We start from the raw sequence: 17,417 nt of genomic DNA on the forward strand, positions 1-17,417 counted from the left end.
TACGCGCATAACACGTACGACTGGCTTGAGGGAATGGTTCACAAACGCGGTGGGTCCCCGGGCACATTGCCCGGGGACCCTCCGCGGAAGAACTGCCGAAGTCCAGGTGTCGTTATGACCCTTGGGTTCGGTTAGCGCTCGACCTCGCCCTTGATGAACTTCTCGACGTTGGCCAGGGCCTCGTCGTCGAAGTACTGCACCGGCGGGGACTTCATGAAGTAGCTGGAGGCCGACAGGATCGGGCCACCGATACCGCGGTCCTTCGCGATCTTCGCGGCGCGCAGGGCGTCGATGATGACACCGGCCGAGTTCGGGGAGTCCCACACCTCGAGCTTGTACTCGAGGTTCAGCGGGACGTCGCCGAAGGCGCGACCCTCGAGGCGGACGTAGGCCCACTTGCGGTCGTCGAGCCACGCGACGTAGTCGGACGGGCCGATGTGGACGTTCTTCTCGCCGAGCTCACGGTCGGGGATCTGCGAGGTGACGGCCTGCGTCTTGGAGATCTTCTTCGACTCGAGGCGGTCGCGCTCGAGCATGTTCTTGAAGTCCATGTTGCCGCCGACGTTGAGCTGCATGGTGCGCTCAAGACGGACACCGCGGTCCTCGAACAGCTTCGCCATCACGCGGTGCGTGATGGTGGCGCCGACCTGCGACTTGATGTCGTCGCCGACGATCGGGACACCGGCCTCGGTGAACTTGTCGGCCCACTCCTTGGTGCCGGCGATGAAGACCGGGAGGGCGTTGACGAAGGCGACCTTGGCGTCGATGGCGCACTGGGCGTAGAACTTCGCCGCGTCCTCGGAGCCGACGGGCAGGTAGCAGATCAGGACGTCGACCTCGCGGTCCTTGAGGACCTGGACCACGTCGACCGGAGCCTCGGCGGACTCCTCGATCGTCAGGCGGTAGTACTTGCCCAGGCCGTCGTAGGTGTGGCCGCGCTGAACGGTCACACCTGCGTTCGGGACGTCACAGATCTTGATGGTGTTGTTCTCGCTGGCGCCGATGGCGTCCGAAAGGTCGAGGCCGACCTTCTTCGCGTCGACGTCGAACGCGGCGACGAACTCGATGTCACGCACGTGGTAGTCGCCGAACTGGACGTGCATCAGACCGGGGACCTTGGCCGCCGGGTCGGCGTCCTTGTAGTACTCGACGCCCTGCACCAGCGAGGCGGCGCAGTTGCCCACGCCGACGATGGCTACGCGAACCGAACCCATTCCGGTTGCTCCCTGTTTGTTCTCGGACGAGGTCTGCAAGGTGCAGGCCTCATTTTTCAGTTTCGTCGGACGGACCGGTTCGTCTCCGATCCCGTCCCGCCCGCTCGCTCTCGATGAGCTCGTTCAGCCAGCGCACTTCGCGCTCCACGGACTCCATGCCGTGCCGCTGCAGCTCGAGCGTGTAGTCGTCGAGACGCTCCCGCGTCCGGGCGATCGAGGCGCGCATCTTCTCCAGACGCTCCTCCAGCCGGCTGCGGCGGCCCTCCAGCACTCGCATGCGCACGTCTCGTTCGGTCTGGCCGAAGAAGGCGAAGCGGGCGGCGAAGGACTCGTCCTCCCAGGTGTCGGGGCCGGTGTGGGAGAGCAATTCCTCGAAATGCTCCTTACCAGCGGCCGTCAACCGGTAGACGATCTTGGCTCGGCGCCCTGCGAGTGAAGCGGCGAGGGCGTCCTCCGGAGCGTTGCCCGGTTCCTCGATCAACCAGCCGTTGGCGACCAGCGTCTTGAGGCAGGGGTAGAGCGTCCCGTAGCTGAAGGCTCTGAACACCCCGAGCGACGTGTTGAGCCGCTTGCGCAGCTCATAGCCGTGCATGGGGGATTCGCGGAGCAGGCCGAGGACGGCGAACTCGAGGATGCCTGAGCGTCTGCTCATCCGCCTGCCTCTCCTCCGCCCCTGAGTCTTTATGTCGAGCTGATGTATCGACTCGATACATCCAGACGATAGAACGGGCCGCTCTGATCGACAAGGGGAGACGTGGTGACCGGCGTCACATCACCAATTCGCACCAGGCAGGTTGCCTGATTTGGGGTGAACTTCGGCAGTGGGGGCGTTTTGAGCCTGCGTAGTCTGTGCGCCATGACACCGGGGGGAACCGGAAACTTTCTGCCGCTTCCAGGCCACTCGCCTGCCCGAGGAGTAGTCGTTCGATGAGCGAGCACCGTCGCAAGCCGCCGCAGCCCGAGGGTGGTGGGCGCGCCTCAGCCCGCCGTGCCGCCCAGCAGCGCCCCGCAAGGGGCTCGGCCGGACGTGACGTCCCCACGGCGTCACACAGCGGCCCCTACGCACCGCAGCCCGCCGGGGGCAGCCGCACCGAGGCCCGCCGGGCCACCCAGAGAGGGGCCGCGGGCCGCGGCCGAGGAACCGGAACCGCCTCCCGCGGCACCGGGCGCCCGGACAAGCGGCTCATCAACTACCCGAGGTCGGACAGATCCGGCTGGAAGCGCTTCCTGCCGTCCTGGAAGTTCGTCGCCGGAACGGCGCTGGGCTTCTTCGCGGTCATGACGGCCGGTGCCGGCATCGGTATCGCCATGGTGAGCACGCCCGACCCGAACAAGGCCGCCCAGGCCCAGAACAACGTCTTCTACTGGGCCGACGGCAGCCAGATGGTCGCGACGGGCGGTTCGATGAACCGGCAGATCGTGCCCATCTCCAGCATCCCCCGGTCGATGAGGGACGCCGTGATCGCGGCGGAGAACGAGTCCTTCGAGACCGACAAGGGCGTGGACCCGATGGGCATCGCCCGAGCCGTGTGGAACATGGCCTCGGGCGGCTCCACCCAGGGTGGCTCGACCATCACCCAGCAGTACGTGAAGAACACCTACCTGGACTCCGACCAGACGCTCAAGCGCAAGGCCACCGAGCTCTTCATCGCGATAAGGCTGGGTGTGTCCGAGCGGAAGGACACGGTCCTCGCGGGCTACCTCAACACCGCCTACTACGGCCGGGACGCCTACGGGATCCAGGCCGCGTCCCGCGCCTACTTCGCCAAGGACAGCCAGGACCTCAACCCCTCCGAATGCGCGTTCCTGGCCGCAGTGCTGAAGGGCCCCAACCTCTACAACCCGGACGGCGGCATCGGCGCCGCGGCCACCCCCGCCCTCAACGAGAAGCGGGCCCGCGAGCGCTGGGCCTGGGTGCTGGACCGGCAGGTCGAGGTCGGCCGGATGGACAAGGCCGAGCGGGCGAAGTACACCGACGCGGACTTCCCTCCCCGGGCCGAGTCGGAGCAGGCCCGCGGCATGACCGGCCAGATCGGCTACCTGGTCGACACGGCCAAGGCCTACGTGATGAAGACCAAGGGCATCAGGCCCGAGCAGATGGCCATGGGCGGCTTCCGGATCAAGACCACGTTCCAGAAGCCGAGGGTGGACGCGCTGGTCAAGGCCGTCGAGGACACCCGTAACGGGCTGATCGACGAGAAGGCGCGCCCCGACACCGACACCTTCGTGCAGTTCGGCGCGGCCTCCGTGGACGTGAAGACCGGGGCCCTCGTCGCCCTGTACGGCGGCCCGGGCTGGGACCACAAGTACTTCAGCAACAACGCCAACACCAGCGGCGTCCCGGTCGGCTCGACCTGGAAGCCGTACGTGCTGGCGGCGGCGATGGAGTACGGCACCCAGAACTCCAAGGGCAAGGGCATCTCGGCCGACAGCAAGTACCAGGCCAATGACCTGACCGTGATCAACAACCGTGAGGGCAAGCCGCTGCGCGACGCCTCCGGCGCCCCGTTCAGGCAGAAGAACGAGAGCCCCACCGCCTTCGGGTACGTGACCCTCAACGAGGCGATGGAGAAGTCCATCAACGTCCCGTTCGCCCAGCTCGTCTTCGACGTCGGCCACGACAAGGTCAGGTCCGTGGCGAAGGCCACGGGCATCCTCGAGGAGTCGATGAACCCGAACCCCGACGCCTCCTTCGCCCTCGGCACCTCGACCCCCAGCGCCATCCGCATGGCCGACTCGTACGCGACCTTCGCCGCTTCCGGCACGCACCGCGAGCCGTTCTCCGTGACCCAGGTCGAGAAGAACGGCGAGAAGCTGTCCGGCTTCGAGCCCCCCAAGGACCAGCGGGCCATGGACAGCGACGTGGCCGACAACATCACCAAGGTGCTGGAGAACGTCGTCCAGAACGGCACCGGCAAGAAGGTCAAGAAGCTGGGCCGGCCCGCTGCGGGCAAGACCGGTACGACGGACGAGAACAAGTCGGCGTGGTTCGTCGGCTACACCCCGGAGCTGTCCACCTCGGTGGTCCTCTTCCGCACCGACCCCAACTCGCAGGACAAGAAGCTGATCTCCATGAAGGGTGTGGGCGACATCCCCTCCCTCCACGGTGGTGACATCCCGGCCGAGATCTGGACCGAGTACATGGGCGAAGCGCTCAAGGGCGTCCCGGTCAAGGACTTCCCGGAGGCCGAGGACATCGGCGTCACCGCCGACTCCGCCGGTGCCCCCTCCCCCACGCCCTCGCCGGTCGTCCCGCCGTCCCCCTCCCCGTCGACGATCCCGCCGACGTCCCCGTCGCCGTCGCCCTCCCCGTCCAAGGGCGGCCGGCCGTCCTGCCCGCCGTGGAAGCTGTACTGCGACCCGGACACCACCCGCGGGACCACCAACGGGGGTGCGGACAGCGGCACCACTTCCGGGGTCATCGCCGGCACCACCGGCGGATCCAGCGGATCACCGTCCCCGACGCAGTCCGGCAAACCGGGCCGTCCTGGCGGCACCACCACCGGGATCAACGACTTCGACGACGAGTGACCCGGACCACCGTCCCGTGAACCGAGGAAGGCCGTCGCACGCACCGTGCGACGGCCTTCCCCCATGTCCGGCCCCGTACGGCAGGATGAGCGCATGACCAAGGTGCACGAGGACCACCCCGTACTGCCCACGCAGCAGGACGAGGTCGCCGCAGCCGGAGCCGAGTTCATGGGCGGCCCGCTCGGCCGCCATGCCCGGCTCGGCGGGCACTGGCTGGGGCCGGTCCGCGTCGTGGCCCTCATCGCCATCGGCATGTTCGCGCTCGGCATGGTGCAGAAGCTGCCCTGCTACGACTGGGCGTGGTTCCGGGGAGCGGGCTCCCAGTACACCCACGCCTGCTACTCCGACATCCCGCACCTGTACGCGGTACGCGGGTTCGCAGACAACCTGACGCCCTACTTCGACCGGATCCCCGGCGACATGGAGTACCTGGAGTACCCGGTGCTCACCGGGCTCTTCATGGAGATCGCCTCCTGGCTGACCCCCGGTAGCGGCTCCATGCAGCACCGCGAACAGATGTACTGGATGGTCAACGCCGGCATGCTGATGGGCTGCGCGGCCGTCATCGCCGTGTGCGTCGCCCGGACCCACCGCCGTCGCCCCTGGGACGCACTGCTCTTCGCCCTGGCGCCCGCCTTCGCCCTGACGGCGACGATCAACTGGGACCTGCTGGCCATCGCCCTGACCGCCGCCGGGATGCTCATGTGGTCCCGCGGCCGGACGGTCCTCTTCGGCGTCCTCATCGGCCTGGCCACCGCGGCCAAGCTCTACCCCGTACTGCTGCTCGGGGCGCTGTTCGTGCTCTGCTGGCGGGCCGGGAAGTGGCGCGCCTTCGGAGCCGCCGTCCTCGGCGCGGCCGGGGCCTGGCTCACGGTGAACCTGCCCATCATGCTCTTCGCCTGGGACGGCTGGACGAAGTTCTACACCTTCAGCCAGGAGCGGCCCATCGACTTCGGTTCGGTGTGGCTGCTGATCTCCCAGCGCTCGGGCAACCCCCTGACCGGCGCCAACACGTACGCGACCGGACTGACGCTCCTGCTCTGCGGGGCCGTCGGAGTGCTCACCCTGACCGCCCCGCGGCGGCCCCGGTTCGCACAGCTGGCCTTCCTGGTCGTCGCCGCCTTCATCCTGTGCAACAAGGTCTACTCGCCGCAGTACGTGCTGTGGCTCATCCCGCTCGCCGCGCTGGCCCGGCCGCGCTGGCGCGACTTCCTGATCTGGCAGGCCGGCGAGGTCGCCTACTTCCTCGGGATCTGGTTCTACCTCGCCTACACGTCCAGCGAGGACAAGCACCAGGGCCTGCCCGTGGAGGGCTACCAGCTGGCGATCGCCGCGCACCTGCTGACCACCCTGTACCTGTGCGCGGTCATCGTCCGGGACATCCTGATGCCCGAGCGGGACGTCGTCCGGAGGGACGGCTCGGACGACCCCTCCGGCGGCGTCCTGGACGGCGCCGAGGACGTGTTCGTGCTGTCGGACGCGGCGAGGGCGCCGCAGTACGCGACGCCCTCGGAGGAACAGCGGGTCGACTGGGGCGCGGGCCCCAAGGACTGACCGGGCGGACTCAGGCGTCGAGCACCCGGTCGAACTGCGTGGTCGTGTGGCGCAGGTGCGCCACCAGCTCGTCGCCGACCTTCGGCTCGGTCGCGTCCGCAGGCACGAACAGGATCGACACCTGCATGTGCGGCGGCTCGGCGAACCAGCGCTGCTTGCCCGCCCACACGAAGGGCGAAAGGTTCCGGTTGACCGTGGCCAGGCCGGCCCGGGCGACTCCCTTGGCACGCGGCATCACCCCGTGCAGTGCCTTGGGGGCCTCCAGGCCCACCCCGTGCGAGGTACCGCCGGCGACCACGACCAGCCAGCCGTCGGAGGCGGCCTTCTGCTGCCGGTAGCCGAACCGGTCGCCCTTGGCCACGCGCGTGACGTCGAGGACCGCGCCGCGGTACTCGGTGGCCTCGTGGTCGCCCAGCCACAGCCGGGTGCCGATGCGCGCGCGGAAACGGGTCTGCGGGAACTGCTGCTGCAGCCGCGCGAGCTCCGCGGCCCGCAGGTGGCTCACGAACATGGTGTGCAGCGGCAGCCGGGCCGCGCGCAGCCGGTCCATCCAGCCGATGACCTCCTCGACGGCGTCCGAGCCGTCCGGGCGGTCCAGGGGCAGGTGCAGGGCGAAGCCCTCCAGGCGGACGTCCTCGATCGCGGCGTGCAGCTGGCCGAGGTCCTGCTCGGAGATTCCGTGGCGGCGCATGGAGCTCATGCACTCGATGACCACCCGCGCCCCCACCAGACCGCGCACCCCGTCCAGGGAGGCGACCGAGCGGATGACCCGGTCGGGCAGCGGCACCGGGTCCTCGCCCCGCCGGAACGGGGTGAGGACGAGCAGGTCGCCGCCGAACCGGTCCTTGATGCTGGCGGCCTCGTACGTCGTTCCCACGGCGAGGATGTCGGCGCCCATGCGGGTCGCCTCCTCGCAGAGCCGCTCGTGGCCGAAGCCGTAGCCGTTGCCCTTGCAGACCGGGATCAGGCCGGGGAATTGGTCCTGGATCTGCTTCTGGTGCGCACGCCAGCGCGCGGTGTCGACGTAGAGCGTGAGCGCCATGCCCGTCCGGAACCTCTCCTGAGAAGCTGCGTGGTGCAGCGGTGCTGTCTGTGTGTGGGGCGGGGTGGGACTGGTCAGCGGCGCGACATGTAGATGTCGAGGGCCTTGTGCAGCACCTTGTTGAGCGGGAAGTCCCACTCGCCGACGTACTCCACGGCCTCGCCGCCGGTACCGACCTTGAACTGGATCAGACCGAACAAGTGGTCGTTCTCGTCCAGCGTGTCAGAGATGCCGCGCAGGTCGTAGACGCTTGCGCCGAGCGCGTACGAGTCGCGCAGCATGCGCCACTGCATCGCGTTCGAGGGGCGGACCTCGCGCTTGTGGTTGGCGGAGGCGCCGTACGAGTACCAGACGTGCTGGCCGACGGTGAGCATCGTGGCGGCGGCCAGCGGCTCTCCCTCGTGCGTGGCGATGTAGAGGCGCATCCGGTTGGGGTCCTCGGAGTTGAGGGCCGTCCACTGGCGCTGGAAGTAGCTGAGCGGACGCGGGCGGAACTTGTCGCGCTCGGCCGTGATCTCGTACAGGTGCTGCCACGTCGGCAGGTCGTCGTAGCCGCCCTGGACGACCTCGACGCCGGCCTTCTCGGCCTTCTTGATGTTGCGGCGCCACAGCTGGTTGAAGCCCTTGAGGACGTCGTCCAGCGAGCGGTTGGCCAGCGGTACCTGGAAGACGTAGCGCGGCTGGACGTCGCCGAATCCGGCGCCGCCGTCCTCGGCCTGCTGCCAGCCCATGCGGCGCAGCTTGTCCGACACCTCGAAGGCGCGCGGCTCGATGACCGAGGCCTCCACGTCGCGCAGGCGCTTCACGTTCGGGTCCTGGATGCCGGCCTTGATGGCGGTCGAGTTCCAGCGGCGGATGACGACGGGCGGGCCCATCTTCACGGTGAAGGCGCCCTGCTGCTTGAGGTGGGCCAGCATCGGCTGGAGCCACTCCTCCAGATTCGGGGCGTACCAGTTGATGACCGGGCCCTCGGGCAGGTACGCGAGGTACCGCTTCACCTTGGGCAGCTGTCGGTACAGGACGAGGGCCGCGCCGACGAGTTCGTCGGACTCGTTGAACCATCCGAGATTCTCGGAACGCCACTCGTTCTTCACGTCGGCCCACGCCGGGACCTGGCAGTGGCTAGCCGAGGGCAGGCTCTGGAGGTATCCCAGATGCTGCTCTCGGCTGATGGTCCTCAGGGACAGGCTCATGCGGGGCGTCTCCTCCGGCGGCTTCGCTGGCTATGGCGCGAAGCCTACTGCGACAAGGGCGCCACCCTTCTGGGGGACGGGCCGTGGGCCCGGGCCGGTGGGTGGCCGGCGCCCTGCCGCGGAGCTGCCCCGGTCAGTCTCCTCAGCCGCCGAAGAGGCCGCCGTGGAACATGCCGATGTAGAAGCCGATGGCAGACGCGCCAAGGCCGATGATCAGCGCGAAGCGTTCGCGTGTCGTGACGGAGACGAACTGACCGTACGCGCCGGTCAGGATTCCGATCAGCCCGGCCCACGAGCTGATCAGGTGCAGGTTGTGGAAGAAGGCCGTGACGAACGCCACGGCGCCGAGGGTCAGGGTGACCGCCATCAGGGTGTCCTGCAGCGGGTGGGGCTTGCCGTCGGTGGAGAGCAGCGAGATCTGAGGGGGCCGCATTGCCTGTGCCATCGGAAAGGCACCTCCTGGCTGAAGCTGAGCGGTGCTGCGGGCTGCCTCCGGCAAGGGGCCGGGGGCATAGCACCGAGCACACCCGATGTGTACAGATTGTGGCCCTCTCCCGGCGGATTTCAACCGGAAGGACGCGAGCAGGTAGTCTGTACAGCTGCGCGGTGTCTGCTCTGTGGACGCCGTGCTCACGCATCACGACCCTCCTGCCACGGAACGACCGTGGCCGCTGAGTCCAAAGGAGGTGGGTTCCACATGCGTCACTACGAAGTGATGGTCATCCTCGACCCCGATCTCGAGGAGCGCGCTGTCTCCCCGCTGATCGAGAACTTCCTTTCTGTCGTCCGTGAGGGCAACGGAAAGGTCGAGAAGGTCGACACCTGGGGCCGTCGTCGTCTCGCTTACGAGATCAAGAAGAAGCCCGAGGGCATCTACTCGGTCATCGACCTTCAGGCCGAGCCTGCGGTCGTCAAGGAGCTTGACCGACAGATGAACCTGAACGAGTCGGTTCTCCGGACCAAGGTCCTTCGCCCCGAGACCCACTGAACTTCGGTTCAGCGGTAATCGGGATCGAGTAGCACAGCAGCCCAGCAGCAATCCCCGCCGAGAGGTTCATCCATGGCAGGCGAGACCGTCATCACGGTCGTCGGCAATCTCGTCGACGACCCCGAGCTGCGCTTCACCCCCTCGGGTGCGGCGGTCGCGAAGTTCCGTGTCGCGTCCACCCCCCGCACCTTCGACCGTCAGACCAATGAGTGGAAGGACGGCGAGAGCCTGTTCCTGACCTGCTCGGTGTGGCGGCAGGCGGCGGAGAACGTCGCCGAGTCCCTTCAGCGAGGCATGCGCGTCATCGTGCAGGGCCGGCTGAGGCAGCGGTCGTACGAGGACCGTGAGGGTGTCAAGCGCACGGTCTACGAGCTGGACGTCGAGGAAGTCGGCCCCAGCCTGAAGAACGCCACGGCCAAGGTCGCCAAGACCACCGGCCGCGGTGGCCAGGGTGGATACGGCGGCGGCGGTCAGCAGCAGGGCGGCGGCGGTGGCAACTGGGGCGGAGCCCCCGGTGGCCAGCAGCAGCAGGGCGGCGGAGCTCCCTCCGACGACCCGTGGGCGTCCAGCGCGCCGGCCGGTGGCCAGCAGCAGGGCGGCGGCGGGGGCGGTTGGGGCGGAAGCTCCGGCAGCTCCGGCGGTGGCTACTCGGACGAGCCGCCCTTCTAGGGCAGCTCGCATCCCCACTTCTTGATCACACAGGAGAGACACAATGGCGAAGCCGCCTGTGCGCAAGCCTAAGAAGAAGGTCTGCGCGTTCTGCAAGGACAAGACCGCGTACGTGGACTACAAGGACACGAACATGCTGCGGAAGTTCATTTCCGACCGCGGCAAGATCCGTGCCCGCCGCGTTACCGGCAACTGCACGCAGCACCAGCGTGACGTCGCCACGGCCGTCAAGAACAGCCGTGAGATGGCACTGCTGCCCTACACGTCCACCGCGCGATAAGGAAAGGGTGACCGACTAATGAAGATCATCCTGACCCACGAGGTTTCTGGCCTCGGTGCCGCCGGCGATGTCGTCGACGTCAAGGACGGTTACGCTCGCAACTACCTGGTCCCGCGTGGTTTCGCGATCCGCTGGACCAAGGGTGGCGAGAAGGACGTGGCGCAGATCCGCCGCGCCCGCAAGATCCACGAGATCGCGACCATCGAGCAGGCCAACGAGGTCAAGGCCAAGCTCGAGGGTGTGAAGGTCCGTCTGGCCACCCGCGCGGGTGACGCCGGTCGTCTCTTCGGTTCCGTGACCCCGGCCGACATCGCCACGGCGATCGAGTCCTCGGGCGGCCCGAAGGTCGACAAGCGCCGCGTCGAGCTCGGCTCTCCGATCAAGACCCTCGGTTCGTACCAGGTCTCCGTGCGTCTGCACGCCGACGTGGCCGCGAACGTGGGCATCGAGGTCGTCGCGGCCTAAGGGCTGCGCACTGAAGGGCCGCACCCCACTGGGGTGCGGCCCTTCGTCGTTGCCGGGCGGTGTTTCACGTGAAACATCCCGGGCGGTGAGGGCGGCGGTGTTTCACGTGAAACACGGCCTTAGCGGGTGGCTCCAGCGATCAGCCAGCGGCCCGAGCCTGCGCGCAGCTGGAGAGTGATCATCCGGACCACCATCATCAGCGTCATGGCGCACCAGAGCGCCGTCAGGCCGCCTCCCAGGACCGGCACGAGCAGTGCGGCCGGGACGAACGCGGCGAGCGTCAGGAGCATGGCCCGGGCCAGGTAGGGGCCATCGCCCGCGCCCATCAGGACCCCGTCGAGCACGAAGACGATGCCGGAGACGGGCTGGGAGAGGGCCACGACCAGCAGGGCCGGCAGCAGTGCCGCCTCGACCGCCGGGTCGCTGGTGAACAGCGGGATGAACACCGGGCGGGCCACCACGACCAGCAGGCCGAGCACGACGCCCGAGGCGATTCCCCACTGGACCATGCGGCGGCAGACGGCCTGGGCACCCTTGGTGTCGCCCGCACCCAGATAGCGGCCGATGATCGCCTGCCCGGCGATCGCGATGGCGTCCAGTGCGAAGGCGAGCAGGCTCCACAGGGCGAGCACGATCTGATGGGCGGCGATGTCGGCGTCGCCGAGCCGTGCGGCGACTCCGGTCGCGATCAGCAGGATGGCGCGCAGCGACAGGGTGCGGACCAGCAGGGGGGCGCCGGCCTGGGCGCAGGCCCGGATTCCCGCGGTGTCGGGGCGCAGGGAGGCGCCGTGTCGCCGGGCTCCGCGTACCACCACGAAGAGGTAGGCGGCGGCCATGGCGCACTGGGCGAGGACCGTGCCCCAGGCGGAGCCGGCGATGCCGAGGTCCGCACCGTAGACGAGGGCGACGTTCAGGCCCGCATTGAGGGCAAAGCCTCCGACGGCGACGTAGAGCGGCGTACGGGTGTCCTGGAGGCCGCGGATGACCCCGGTGGCGGCCAGGACCATGAGCATGGCCGGGATGCCGAGGGCGGAGATCCGCAGATAGGTGATCGCATACGGGGCCACGGTGTCGGACGCGCCGAAGAGCGAGATCAGTGACGGGGCCGCGGGCAGCACCACGGCGATGACGGCGATGCCCAGCAGCAGGGCGAGCCAGATGCCGTCGATCCCCTGCCGGATGGCCGCCTGCAGGTCTCCCGCGCCGACGCGGCGGGCGACGGCCGCGGTGGTGGCGTAGGCGAGGAAGACGAACACGCTCACGGCGGTGGTGAGCACCGCGGCGGCGATGCCGAGGCCGGCCAGCTGGGGGGTGCCGAGGTGTCCCACGATGGCGCTGTCGGCCATCACGAAGAGGGGCTCGGCGACGAGGGCGCCGAAGGCGGGGACGGCGAGGGCGAAGATCTCTCGGTCGTGCCGTCTCGGACCCGCTTCGGGTGCATCGAGGGCCTGTGTCATGCGCTCAATCTAATCTTCCACAGGTAATAGATGCAACTGTCTTTGGATCCTTACGGACGCGCTGACTTGGGCGTTCCCCGCACCTCATTGGAGGCGATCTTGAGACAGTGTCCAAGAATTTTCTCCACCCCTTGCTCCGGAGGAAGAAAATGCAGGTCAGAGTGGGTAACGGGGTGCCGCGGGTGATTTTGTCCACAGCGTCGTCCCCCGGTCCGTACACAGCTTCCGGCGAGTTACCCACAGCATTGGGCCCGTCATCCACATGTCGTCCACACAGCCTGTGGATAACAAGATTGGCTGACGCCGCTCTCGGGCCTACCGTGGTTCGTTGCCCGACTCGCCGACAGCGGATTCGGGTGCCCCATATGTCAGAGCCGTGTCGTAGAAAGAGTGACACGGCGAGGTCCGCGTTGCGGACGGGAGGAGGCGGCCCGGTGAGCATGCCCGAGCCCATGGACGACCCCTGGGCCGACAGCGGTCCGGGTGACCGTCTGCCCGCCCGTCCGCGCCGTAACAGCGAAGGCCGCGGCCGCGGGGACGAACAGCACGACCGGGGCCGCGAGGGCGGCTCCTGGGACTCCGGCGGTGGTGGCGGCTTCGAGCGCGTCCCTCCGCAGGACCTCGACGCCGAGCAGTCCGTGCTCGGCGGCATGCTGCTCTCGAAGGACGCCATCGCGGATGTCGTCGAGGTCCTCAAGGGCCACGACTTCTACCGTCCCTCGCACGAGACGATCTACCAGGCCATCCTCGACCTGTACGCCAAGGGCGAGCCGGCCGACCCGATCACCGTCGGCGCCGAGCTGACCCGGCGCGGCGAGATCAGCAAGGTGGGCGGGGCCTCGTACCTGCACACCCTGGTCCAGTCCGTGCCGACCGCGGCGAACGCCGAGTACTACGCGGAGATCGTCCATGAGCGGGCCGTCCTGCGCCGCCTGGTCGCTGCCGGTACGAAGATCACGCAGATGGGGTATGCGGCCGACGGCGACGTCGACGAGATCGTCAACAGCGCCCAGGCCGAGATCTACGCCGTCACCGAGCAGCGGACCTCCGAGGACTACCTGCCGCTCGGCGACATCATGGAGGGCGCCCTCGACGAGATCGAGGCGATCGGTTCGCGCAGCGGCCAGATGTCGGGTGTCCCCACGGGCTTCACGGACCTGGACTCGCTGACCAACGGCCTGCACCCGGGCCAGATGATCGTCATCGCCGCCCGTCCCGCCATGGGCAAGTCCACGCTCGCGCTGGACTTCGCCCGGGCCTGCTCCATCAAGAGCAACCTGCCGAGCGTGATCTTCTCCCTCGAAATGGGGCGCAACGAGATCGCCATGCGCCTGCTCTCGGCGGAGGCCCGGGTGGCGCTCCACCACATGCGCTCGGGCACGATGACCGACGACGACTGGACCCGGCTGGCCCGCCGGATGCCGGACGTCTCCGCCGCACCGCTCTACATCGACGACTCCCCCAACCTGTCGATGATGGAGATCCGGGCCAAGTGCCGTCGGCTCAAGCAGCGCAACGACCTCTCGCTCGTGGTCATCGACTACCTCCAGCTGATGCAGTCGGGCGGCTCGCGCCGTCCCGAGAGCCGTCAGCAGGAGGTCTCGGACATGTCCCGAAACCTCAAGCTGCTGGCGAAGGAGCTCGAGGTCCCCGTGATCGCGCTCTCCCAGCTGAACCGTGGTCCGGAACAGCGCACCGACAAGAAGCCGATGGTCTCCGACCTGCGTGAGTCGGGCTCGATCGAGCAGGACGCGGACATGGTGATCCTGCTGCACCGTGAGGACGCCTACGAGAAGGAGTCCCCCCGCGCCGGTGAGGCGGACCTGATCGTGGCGAAGCACCGTAACGGCCCCACGGCCACGATCACGGTGGCCTTCCAGGGTCACTATTCACGCTTCGTGGACATGGCCAACACGTAGCATCCGATCATGGATGAGCTTGCTGAGGACCTTGAACTTCTCCCTGCCACCCGGCGCGCGCTGAGGCACCGGATCGCCGTCGCGCAGAGCGAAGGGCGGGCGCCGTCCGTGGTGGCGGCCGTCGTGCGCGGTGGCGAGGTGGTCTGGGAGGGCTCCCGGACCTCGGTCGAGGGGCACGGTCCGGACGGCGACGTCCAGTACCGGATCGGATCGATCACCAAGACGTTCACGGCGGTCCTCGTGATGAGGATGCGGGACGAGGGGCTGCTCTCGCTCGCGGACCCACTGGAGAAGCACCTTCCGGGAACCGGCGCCGGGCAGGTGACCATCGCTCAACTGCTCGCCCACACGAGCGGGTTGGCGGCGGAGACGCCCGGCGAGTGGTGGGAGCGCACCCCCGGCGCCCAGCGCCCCGAACTCGCCGACGTGCTGGGGGAGGAGCCCTTCAAGCTGGCACCCGGAACCAGGCACCACTACTCCAACCCCGGTTACACCCTGCTGGGTTCGCTGGTGGAGGCGGTGCGCGGAAGGTCCTGGGAAGAGGCCCTGCGGATCGAGGTGCTGGAGCCGCTGGGGCTGGAGCGCACGAGCGGACAGCCGCATGCCCCGCACGCCGGCGGCTGGGCGGTGCATCCCTGGGCGGACGTGATGATGCCCGAACCGCTGGAGGACCTGGGGCTGATGGCCGCGGCCGGCGGGCTCTGGTCCACGACGCGGGACCTGGCGCGCTTCGCCGATTTCCTGCTGCGCGGTGACGAGCGCGTCCTGTCCGCCGAGTCGGTACGGGAGATGCGCACGGCGGCCGCGCCCCCGGAACCCGGTCTCGCCGAGCTGGGCTACGGGCTCGGCATGCAGCTGGCGGCCGTCGGCGGGCGCAAGCTGGCGGGGCACAGTGGATCGCTGCCCGGCTTCGTGGCGGGGCTGTGGCTGAGCGAGGCGGACGACGTGGCGGCGGTGGTGCTGGCGAACTGCACCTCGGGCCTTCCGGCCTCGACGGTGGCCGCGGATCTCGTGGGGATCGTGGCGGATGCCGAGCCGTGCTTCCCGCGGCCGTGGCGGCCGTTCCTGGAGTCGGACCACGTGCCGCTGGAGCTGTGCGGCCCCTGGTACTGGGGGACTTCGGCCCAGGTCGTCCGGCTCACCGCGGACGGGCTGCTGGAACTGGGGCCGGTGGGCGCGGCCGGGCGCACGGCCCGCTTCCGGGCCGAGCCGGACGGCAGCTGGACCGGACTCTCCGGCTACTACGCCGGTGAGACGCTGAGGGCGGTGCGCCGTGAGGACGGCTCGGTCAGCCATCTCGACCTGGCCTCCTTCGTGTTCACTCGGGAGCCGTACGACGCCGATGCCCCGGTGCCCGGTGGGGTGGACCCACAGGGCTGGCGCGGCATCGGCTGAGGGGCCGGACCCGTTCAGGCGACGAGTTCGCGCTCCAGCGGGGTGCGGAACCGCGGGGTGATCCGGGCCTCGCCCACCCATGCGGCGAGCCGGGCGGCCTCGGCGGTGATCGCCTGCTCGGCGGTCCGGCCGGGGTTGCCCAGCAGCCGCCAGACGATCTCGCCGTCCGCGCGCTGTGCCCAGCCGCCGACGATCTCGCCGTTCCACCAGACGGTGGGGCCGATGTTGCCGGCGTAGTCGAACAGGGTGCTCCTGTGGGCGGGGTCGAGGTGGAAACCGCGGTCGGCCCAGCCCATGCCGGAGGGGTCGAGACCGGGCAGCAGCGCGGCCCAGGGCTCCGGGGCGGGTTCGGGTGCGGTGTCCCCGGGGCTGACGAGGGCTGTGCTGCCGTCGTCGAGGCGGACCTGGTCGGGGCCGACAGCGGCGAGGGCCTTGCGGACGTCCGTGAGGGTCCAGCCGGTCCACCACTTGAGGTCGCCCTCGGTGGCGGGGCCGTACGCGTGGAGCCAGCGGCGGGCGATCTCCGTACGGGCCTCGGCGGCGGGCAGGGCGGGCCAGCGTTCGGTGTGGACCCAGCGGTACTGGCTGGAGGTCCACGAGCCGCGCGGTCGGTCGCGGCGGATCCGGCCGTCGGCGGCGAGCAGCCGGATGACCCGGGTGGCCACCCCCTGCTCCGTCTCGTACTTCTTGCCGCGACTGATGGTGATCTTCTGGCGCAGTGCGGGTACGGCCGCGGACAGCTGGCTGCCGGTGGAAGGGCCGTGGACGTCGAGGGCGTCCAGTGCGGCGGCCTCGGCCCGGGTCAGCCACTCGGCGTCGAGTCCCTGTCCGTCCTCGTCAAGGTGCTTGAGGAGGGTACGGCGCTCCTTCGCGGCGATCGCGCGGGCGGTGGAGGCGTCGACCTGCGGAGCGAGCTCGGTGGAGACCGCGAAGAGAGTGTTGCGCATGCTGAGCAGGCGCACGAGGCTCACGTCCTCGTAGAGCGCCCGCTCGATCACCTCCGGGCCGCCCTCGGCGAGCCGGGCCCGGGCCGAGAGGAAAACGGTCGCGGCGTCCGTGGCGTGCAGGGCGACGACGGAGTCCGCCGCCTCCGCGACCGTCGTGGCGCGGTCCGACGGAGCCAGGCGGTGGCGCCGGCCGAGCCGGTGGCGTCGCTCGGCGGTGGTGACCAGGGGGAGGCTCATCCTCCCGATCGTAGGCCGGGCCGCCGACACGGCGGCCCGGCTTGCCGGAACGGCCGGTCAGAGCTGGAGCTTGAACCCGACGTGCGAGGCGGTGAACCCGAGCCGCTCGTAGAAGCGGTGGGCATCGGTGCGGCTCACGTCCGAAGTGAGCTGCACCAGCGCGCAGTTCTCGGCACGGGACTTCTCGACGGCCCATTCGATGAACCGGGTGCCCAGGCCGCTGCCGCGCTCGTCCGCGTGTACACGGACGCCCTCGATGATGGACCGGGTGGACCCCTTGCGGGAGAGCCCCGGGACGATCGTCAGCTGGAGGGTGCCCACGACACGGTCGCCGCGGACGGCGACGACCAGGTGCTGGTTCGGGTCCTCGGTGACGCGCTTCAGGGCCGCCAGGTACGGGGTGAGGTCATCCGGGGACTCGCGGGTGGCGCCGAGCGGGTCGTCGGCCAGCATGGCGACGATCGCAGCCACATCGGCCTCGGTGGCGGGCCTGATCGCCGGCTCGGGAGTGTCGGTCACGATGGGG

The 17,417-nt window shown here is 69.2% G+C and carries 16 protein-coding genes; 8 read left to right on the forward strand and 8 right to left on the reverse strand.

Features of this window, described 5'->3' with window-relative positions; all coding sequences use genetic code 11:
* Positions 1-131: 131 nt before the first annotated feature.
* Complete coding sequence (locus ACWGE1_RS00715) at positions 132-1,214, reverse strand: inositol-3-phosphate synthase (RefSeq protein ID WP_453418387.1); 1,083 nt, start codon at positions 1,212-1,214, stop codon at positions 132-134.
* 49 nt (positions 1,215-1,263) lie between these two features.
* The gene (locus ACWGE1_RS00720; protein WP_030383938.1) at positions 1,264-1,866 is read right to left on the reverse strand and encodes a PadR family transcriptional regulator; all 603 of its coding nucleotides are present in this window, start codon (positions 1,864-1,866) and stop codon (positions 1,264-1,266) included.
* Positions 1,867-2,141: 275 nt separating this feature from the next.
* On the opposite strand from ACWGE1_RS00720, the gene ACWGE1_RS00725 reads away from it, so the two are divergent.
* Entirely contained in the window at positions 2,142-4,745 is a 2,604-nt protein-coding gene (locus tag ACWGE1_RS00725; RefSeq protein WP_453418388.1) for a transglycosylase domain-containing protein, read from the forward strand.
* 93 nt (positions 4,746-4,838) lie between these two features.
* A complete protein-coding gene (locus ACWGE1_RS00730) occupies positions 4,839-6,299 on the forward strand; it encodes a glycosyltransferase family 87 protein (protein ID WP_453418389.1) in 1,461 nt (486 codons plus the stop codon).
* A 10-nt stretch (positions 6,300-6,309) separates the two neighbouring features.
* On the opposite strand, the gene ACWGE1_RS00735 is transcribed toward ACWGE1_RS00730, so the two are convergent.
* From ACWGE1_RS00735 to ACWGE1_RS00745, 3 genes are all read right to left on the reverse strand, one after another.
* The gene (locus ACWGE1_RS00735; protein WP_453418390.1) at positions 6,310-7,341 is read right to left on the reverse strand and encodes an alanine racemase; all 1,032 of its coding nucleotides are present in this window, start codon (positions 7,339-7,341) and stop codon (positions 6,310-6,312) included.
* A 74-nt stretch (positions 7,342-7,415) separates the two neighbouring features.
* A complete protein-coding gene (locus tag ACWGE1_RS00740; RefSeq protein ID WP_030383942.1) occupies positions 7,416-8,534 on the reverse strand; it encodes a lipid II:glycine glycyltransferase FemX in 1,119 nt (372 codons plus the stop codon).
* 142 nt (positions 8,535-8,676) lie between these two features.
* Positions 8,677-8,979: a hypothetical protein gene (locus ACWGE1_RS00745; protein WP_389121188.1), complete on the reverse strand. Its 303-nt coding sequence runs from the start codon at positions 8,977-8,979 to the stop codon at positions 8,677-8,679.
* Positions 8,980-9,231: 252 nt separating this feature from the next.
* On the opposite strand from ACWGE1_RS00745, the gene rpsF reads away from it, so the two are divergent.
* The 4 genes from rpsF to rplI all read left to right on the forward strand — a co-directional run bounded on the left by rpsF (position 9,232) and on the right by rplI (position 10,936).
* Positions 9,232-9,522 (forward strand): 30S ribosomal protein S6, encoded by a 291-nt coding sequence (rpsF, locus tag ACWGE1_RS00750; RefSeq protein ID WP_004950685.1) that lies wholly within the window; start codon positions 9,232-9,234, stop codon positions 9,520-9,522.
* A 72-nt stretch (positions 9,523-9,594) separates the two neighbouring features.
* Positions 9,595-10,191, forward strand: coding sequence for a single-stranded DNA-binding protein (locus tag ACWGE1_RS00755; protein WP_453418391.1), 597 nt, complete (start codon positions 9,595-9,597; stop codon positions 10,189-10,191).
* A 43-nt stretch (positions 10,192-10,234) separates the two neighbouring features.
* Positions 10,235-10,471 (forward strand): 30S ribosomal protein S18, encoded by a 237-nt coding sequence (gene rpsR, locus ACWGE1_RS00760; RefSeq protein ID WP_005315025.1) that lies wholly within the window; start codon positions 10,235-10,237, stop codon positions 10,469-10,471.
* An 18-nt stretch (positions 10,472-10,489) separates the two neighbouring features.
* Positions 10,490-10,936 carry a 50S ribosomal protein L9 gene (gene rplI, locus ACWGE1_RS00765; protein ID WP_030008386.1) on the forward strand — a complete coding sequence of 149 codons (447 nt, stop codon included), beginning with the start codon at positions 10,490-10,492 and terminating at the stop codon, positions 10,934-10,936.
* Positions 10,937-11,055: 119 nt separating this feature from the next.
* Here the strand turns inward: rplI and ACWGE1_RS00770 are convergent, their stop codons facing one another.
* Positions 11,056-12,393: an MATE family efflux transporter gene (locus tag ACWGE1_RS00770; protein WP_453418392.1), complete on the reverse strand. Its 1,338-nt coding sequence runs from the start codon at positions 12,391-12,393 to the stop codon at positions 11,056-11,058.
* A 452-nt stretch (positions 12,394-12,845) separates the two neighbouring features.
* Between ACWGE1_RS00770 and dnaB the strand changes: the two genes are divergently transcribed.
* Both dnaB and ACWGE1_RS00780 read left to right on the forward strand, forming a co-directional pair.
* The gene (dnaB, locus tag ACWGE1_RS00775) at positions 12,846-14,312 is read left to right on the forward strand and encodes a replicative DNA helicase (protein ID WP_030713894.1); all 1,467 of its coding nucleotides are present in this window, start codon (positions 12,846-12,848) and stop codon (positions 14,310-14,312) included.
* A 9-nt stretch (positions 14,313-14,321) separates the two neighbouring features.
* Complete coding sequence (locus tag ACWGE1_RS00780; RefSeq protein WP_453418393.1) at positions 14,322-15,707, forward strand: serine hydrolase domain-containing protein; 1,386 nt, start codon at positions 14,322-14,324, stop codon at positions 15,705-15,707.
* Positions 15,708-15,721: 14 nt separating this feature from the next.
* Here the strand turns inward: ACWGE1_RS00780 and ACWGE1_RS00785 are convergent, their stop codons facing one another.
* A complete protein-coding gene (locus ACWGE1_RS00785; protein ID WP_453418394.1) occupies positions 15,722-16,891 on the reverse strand; it encodes a winged helix DNA-binding domain-containing protein in 1,170 nt (389 codons plus the stop codon).
* A gap of 57 nt (positions 16,892-16,948) precedes the next feature.
* Positions 16,949-17,410: an N-acetyltransferase family protein gene (locus ACWGE1_RS00790; protein ID WP_453418395.1), complete on the reverse strand. Its 462-nt coding sequence runs from the start codon at positions 17,408-17,410 to the stop codon at positions 16,949-16,951.
* Between the last annotated feature and the right edge of the window lie 7 nt (positions 17,411-17,417).

This window comes from Streptomyces sp. NPDC054932 (genome assembly GCF_053610205.1).

What these genes read in the sequence shown, in the direction of transcription:
- ACWGE1_RS00715 (WP_453418387.1), bottom strand. Translation starts at nt 1,214, where the DNA reads ATGGGTTCGGTTCGCGTAGCCATCGTCGGCGTGGGCAACTGCGCCGCC.
- ACWGE1_RS00720 (WP_030383938.1), bottom strand. Translation starts at nt 1,866, where the DNA reads ATGAGCAGACGCTCAGGCATCCTCGAGTTCGCCGTCCTCGGCCTGCTC.
- ACWGE1_RS00725 (WP_453418388.1), top strand. Translation starts at nt 2,142, where the DNA reads ATGAGCGAGCACCGTCGCAAGCCGCCGCAGCCCGAGGGTGGTGGGCGC.
- ACWGE1_RS00730 (WP_453418389.1), top strand. Translation starts at nt 4,839, where the DNA reads ATGACCAAGGTGCACGAGGACCACCCCGTACTGCCCACGCAGCAGGAC.
- ACWGE1_RS00735 (WP_453418390.1), bottom strand. Translation starts at nt 7,341, where the DNA reads ATGGCGCTCACGCTCTACGTCGACACCGCGCGCTGGCGTGCGCACCAG.
- ACWGE1_RS00740 (WP_030383942.1), bottom strand. Translation starts at nt 8,534, where the DNA reads ATGAGCCTGTCCCTGAGGACCATCAGCCGAGAGCAGCATCTGGGATAC.
- ACWGE1_RS00745 (WP_389121188.1), bottom strand. Translation starts at nt 8,979, where the DNA reads ATGGCACAGGCAATGCGGCCCCCTCAGATCTCGCTGCTCTCCACCGAC.
- rpsF (WP_004950685.1), top strand. Translation starts at nt 9,232, where the DNA reads ATGCGTCACTACGAAGTGATGGTCATCCTCGACCCCGATCTCGAGGAG.
- ACWGE1_RS00755 (WP_453418391.1), top strand. Translation starts at nt 9,595, where the DNA reads ATGGCAGGCGAGACCGTCATCACGGTCGTCGGCAATCTCGTCGACGAC.
- rpsR (WP_005315025.1), top strand. Translation starts at nt 10,235, where the DNA reads ATGGCGAAGCCGCCTGTGCGCAAGCCTAAGAAGAAGGTCTGCGCGTTC.
- rplI (WP_030008386.1), top strand. Translation starts at nt 10,490, where the DNA reads ATGAAGATCATCCTGACCCACGAGGTTTCTGGCCTCGGTGCCGCCGGC.
- ACWGE1_RS00770 (WP_453418392.1), bottom strand. Translation starts at nt 12,393, where the DNA reads ATGACACAGGCCCTCGATGCACCCGAAGCGGGTCCGAGACGGCACGAC.
- dnaB (WP_030713894.1), top strand. Translation starts at nt 12,846, where the DNA reads ATGGACGACCCCTGGGCCGACAGCGGTCCGGGTGACCGTCTGCCCGCC.
- ACWGE1_RS00780 (WP_453418393.1), top strand. Translation starts at nt 14,322, where the DNA reads ATGGATGAGCTTGCTGAGGACCTTGAACTTCTCCCTGCCACCCGGCGC.
- ACWGE1_RS00785 (WP_453418394.1), bottom strand. Translation starts at nt 16,891, where the DNA reads ATGAGCCTCCCCCTGGTCACCACCGCCGAGCGACGCCACCGGCTCGGC.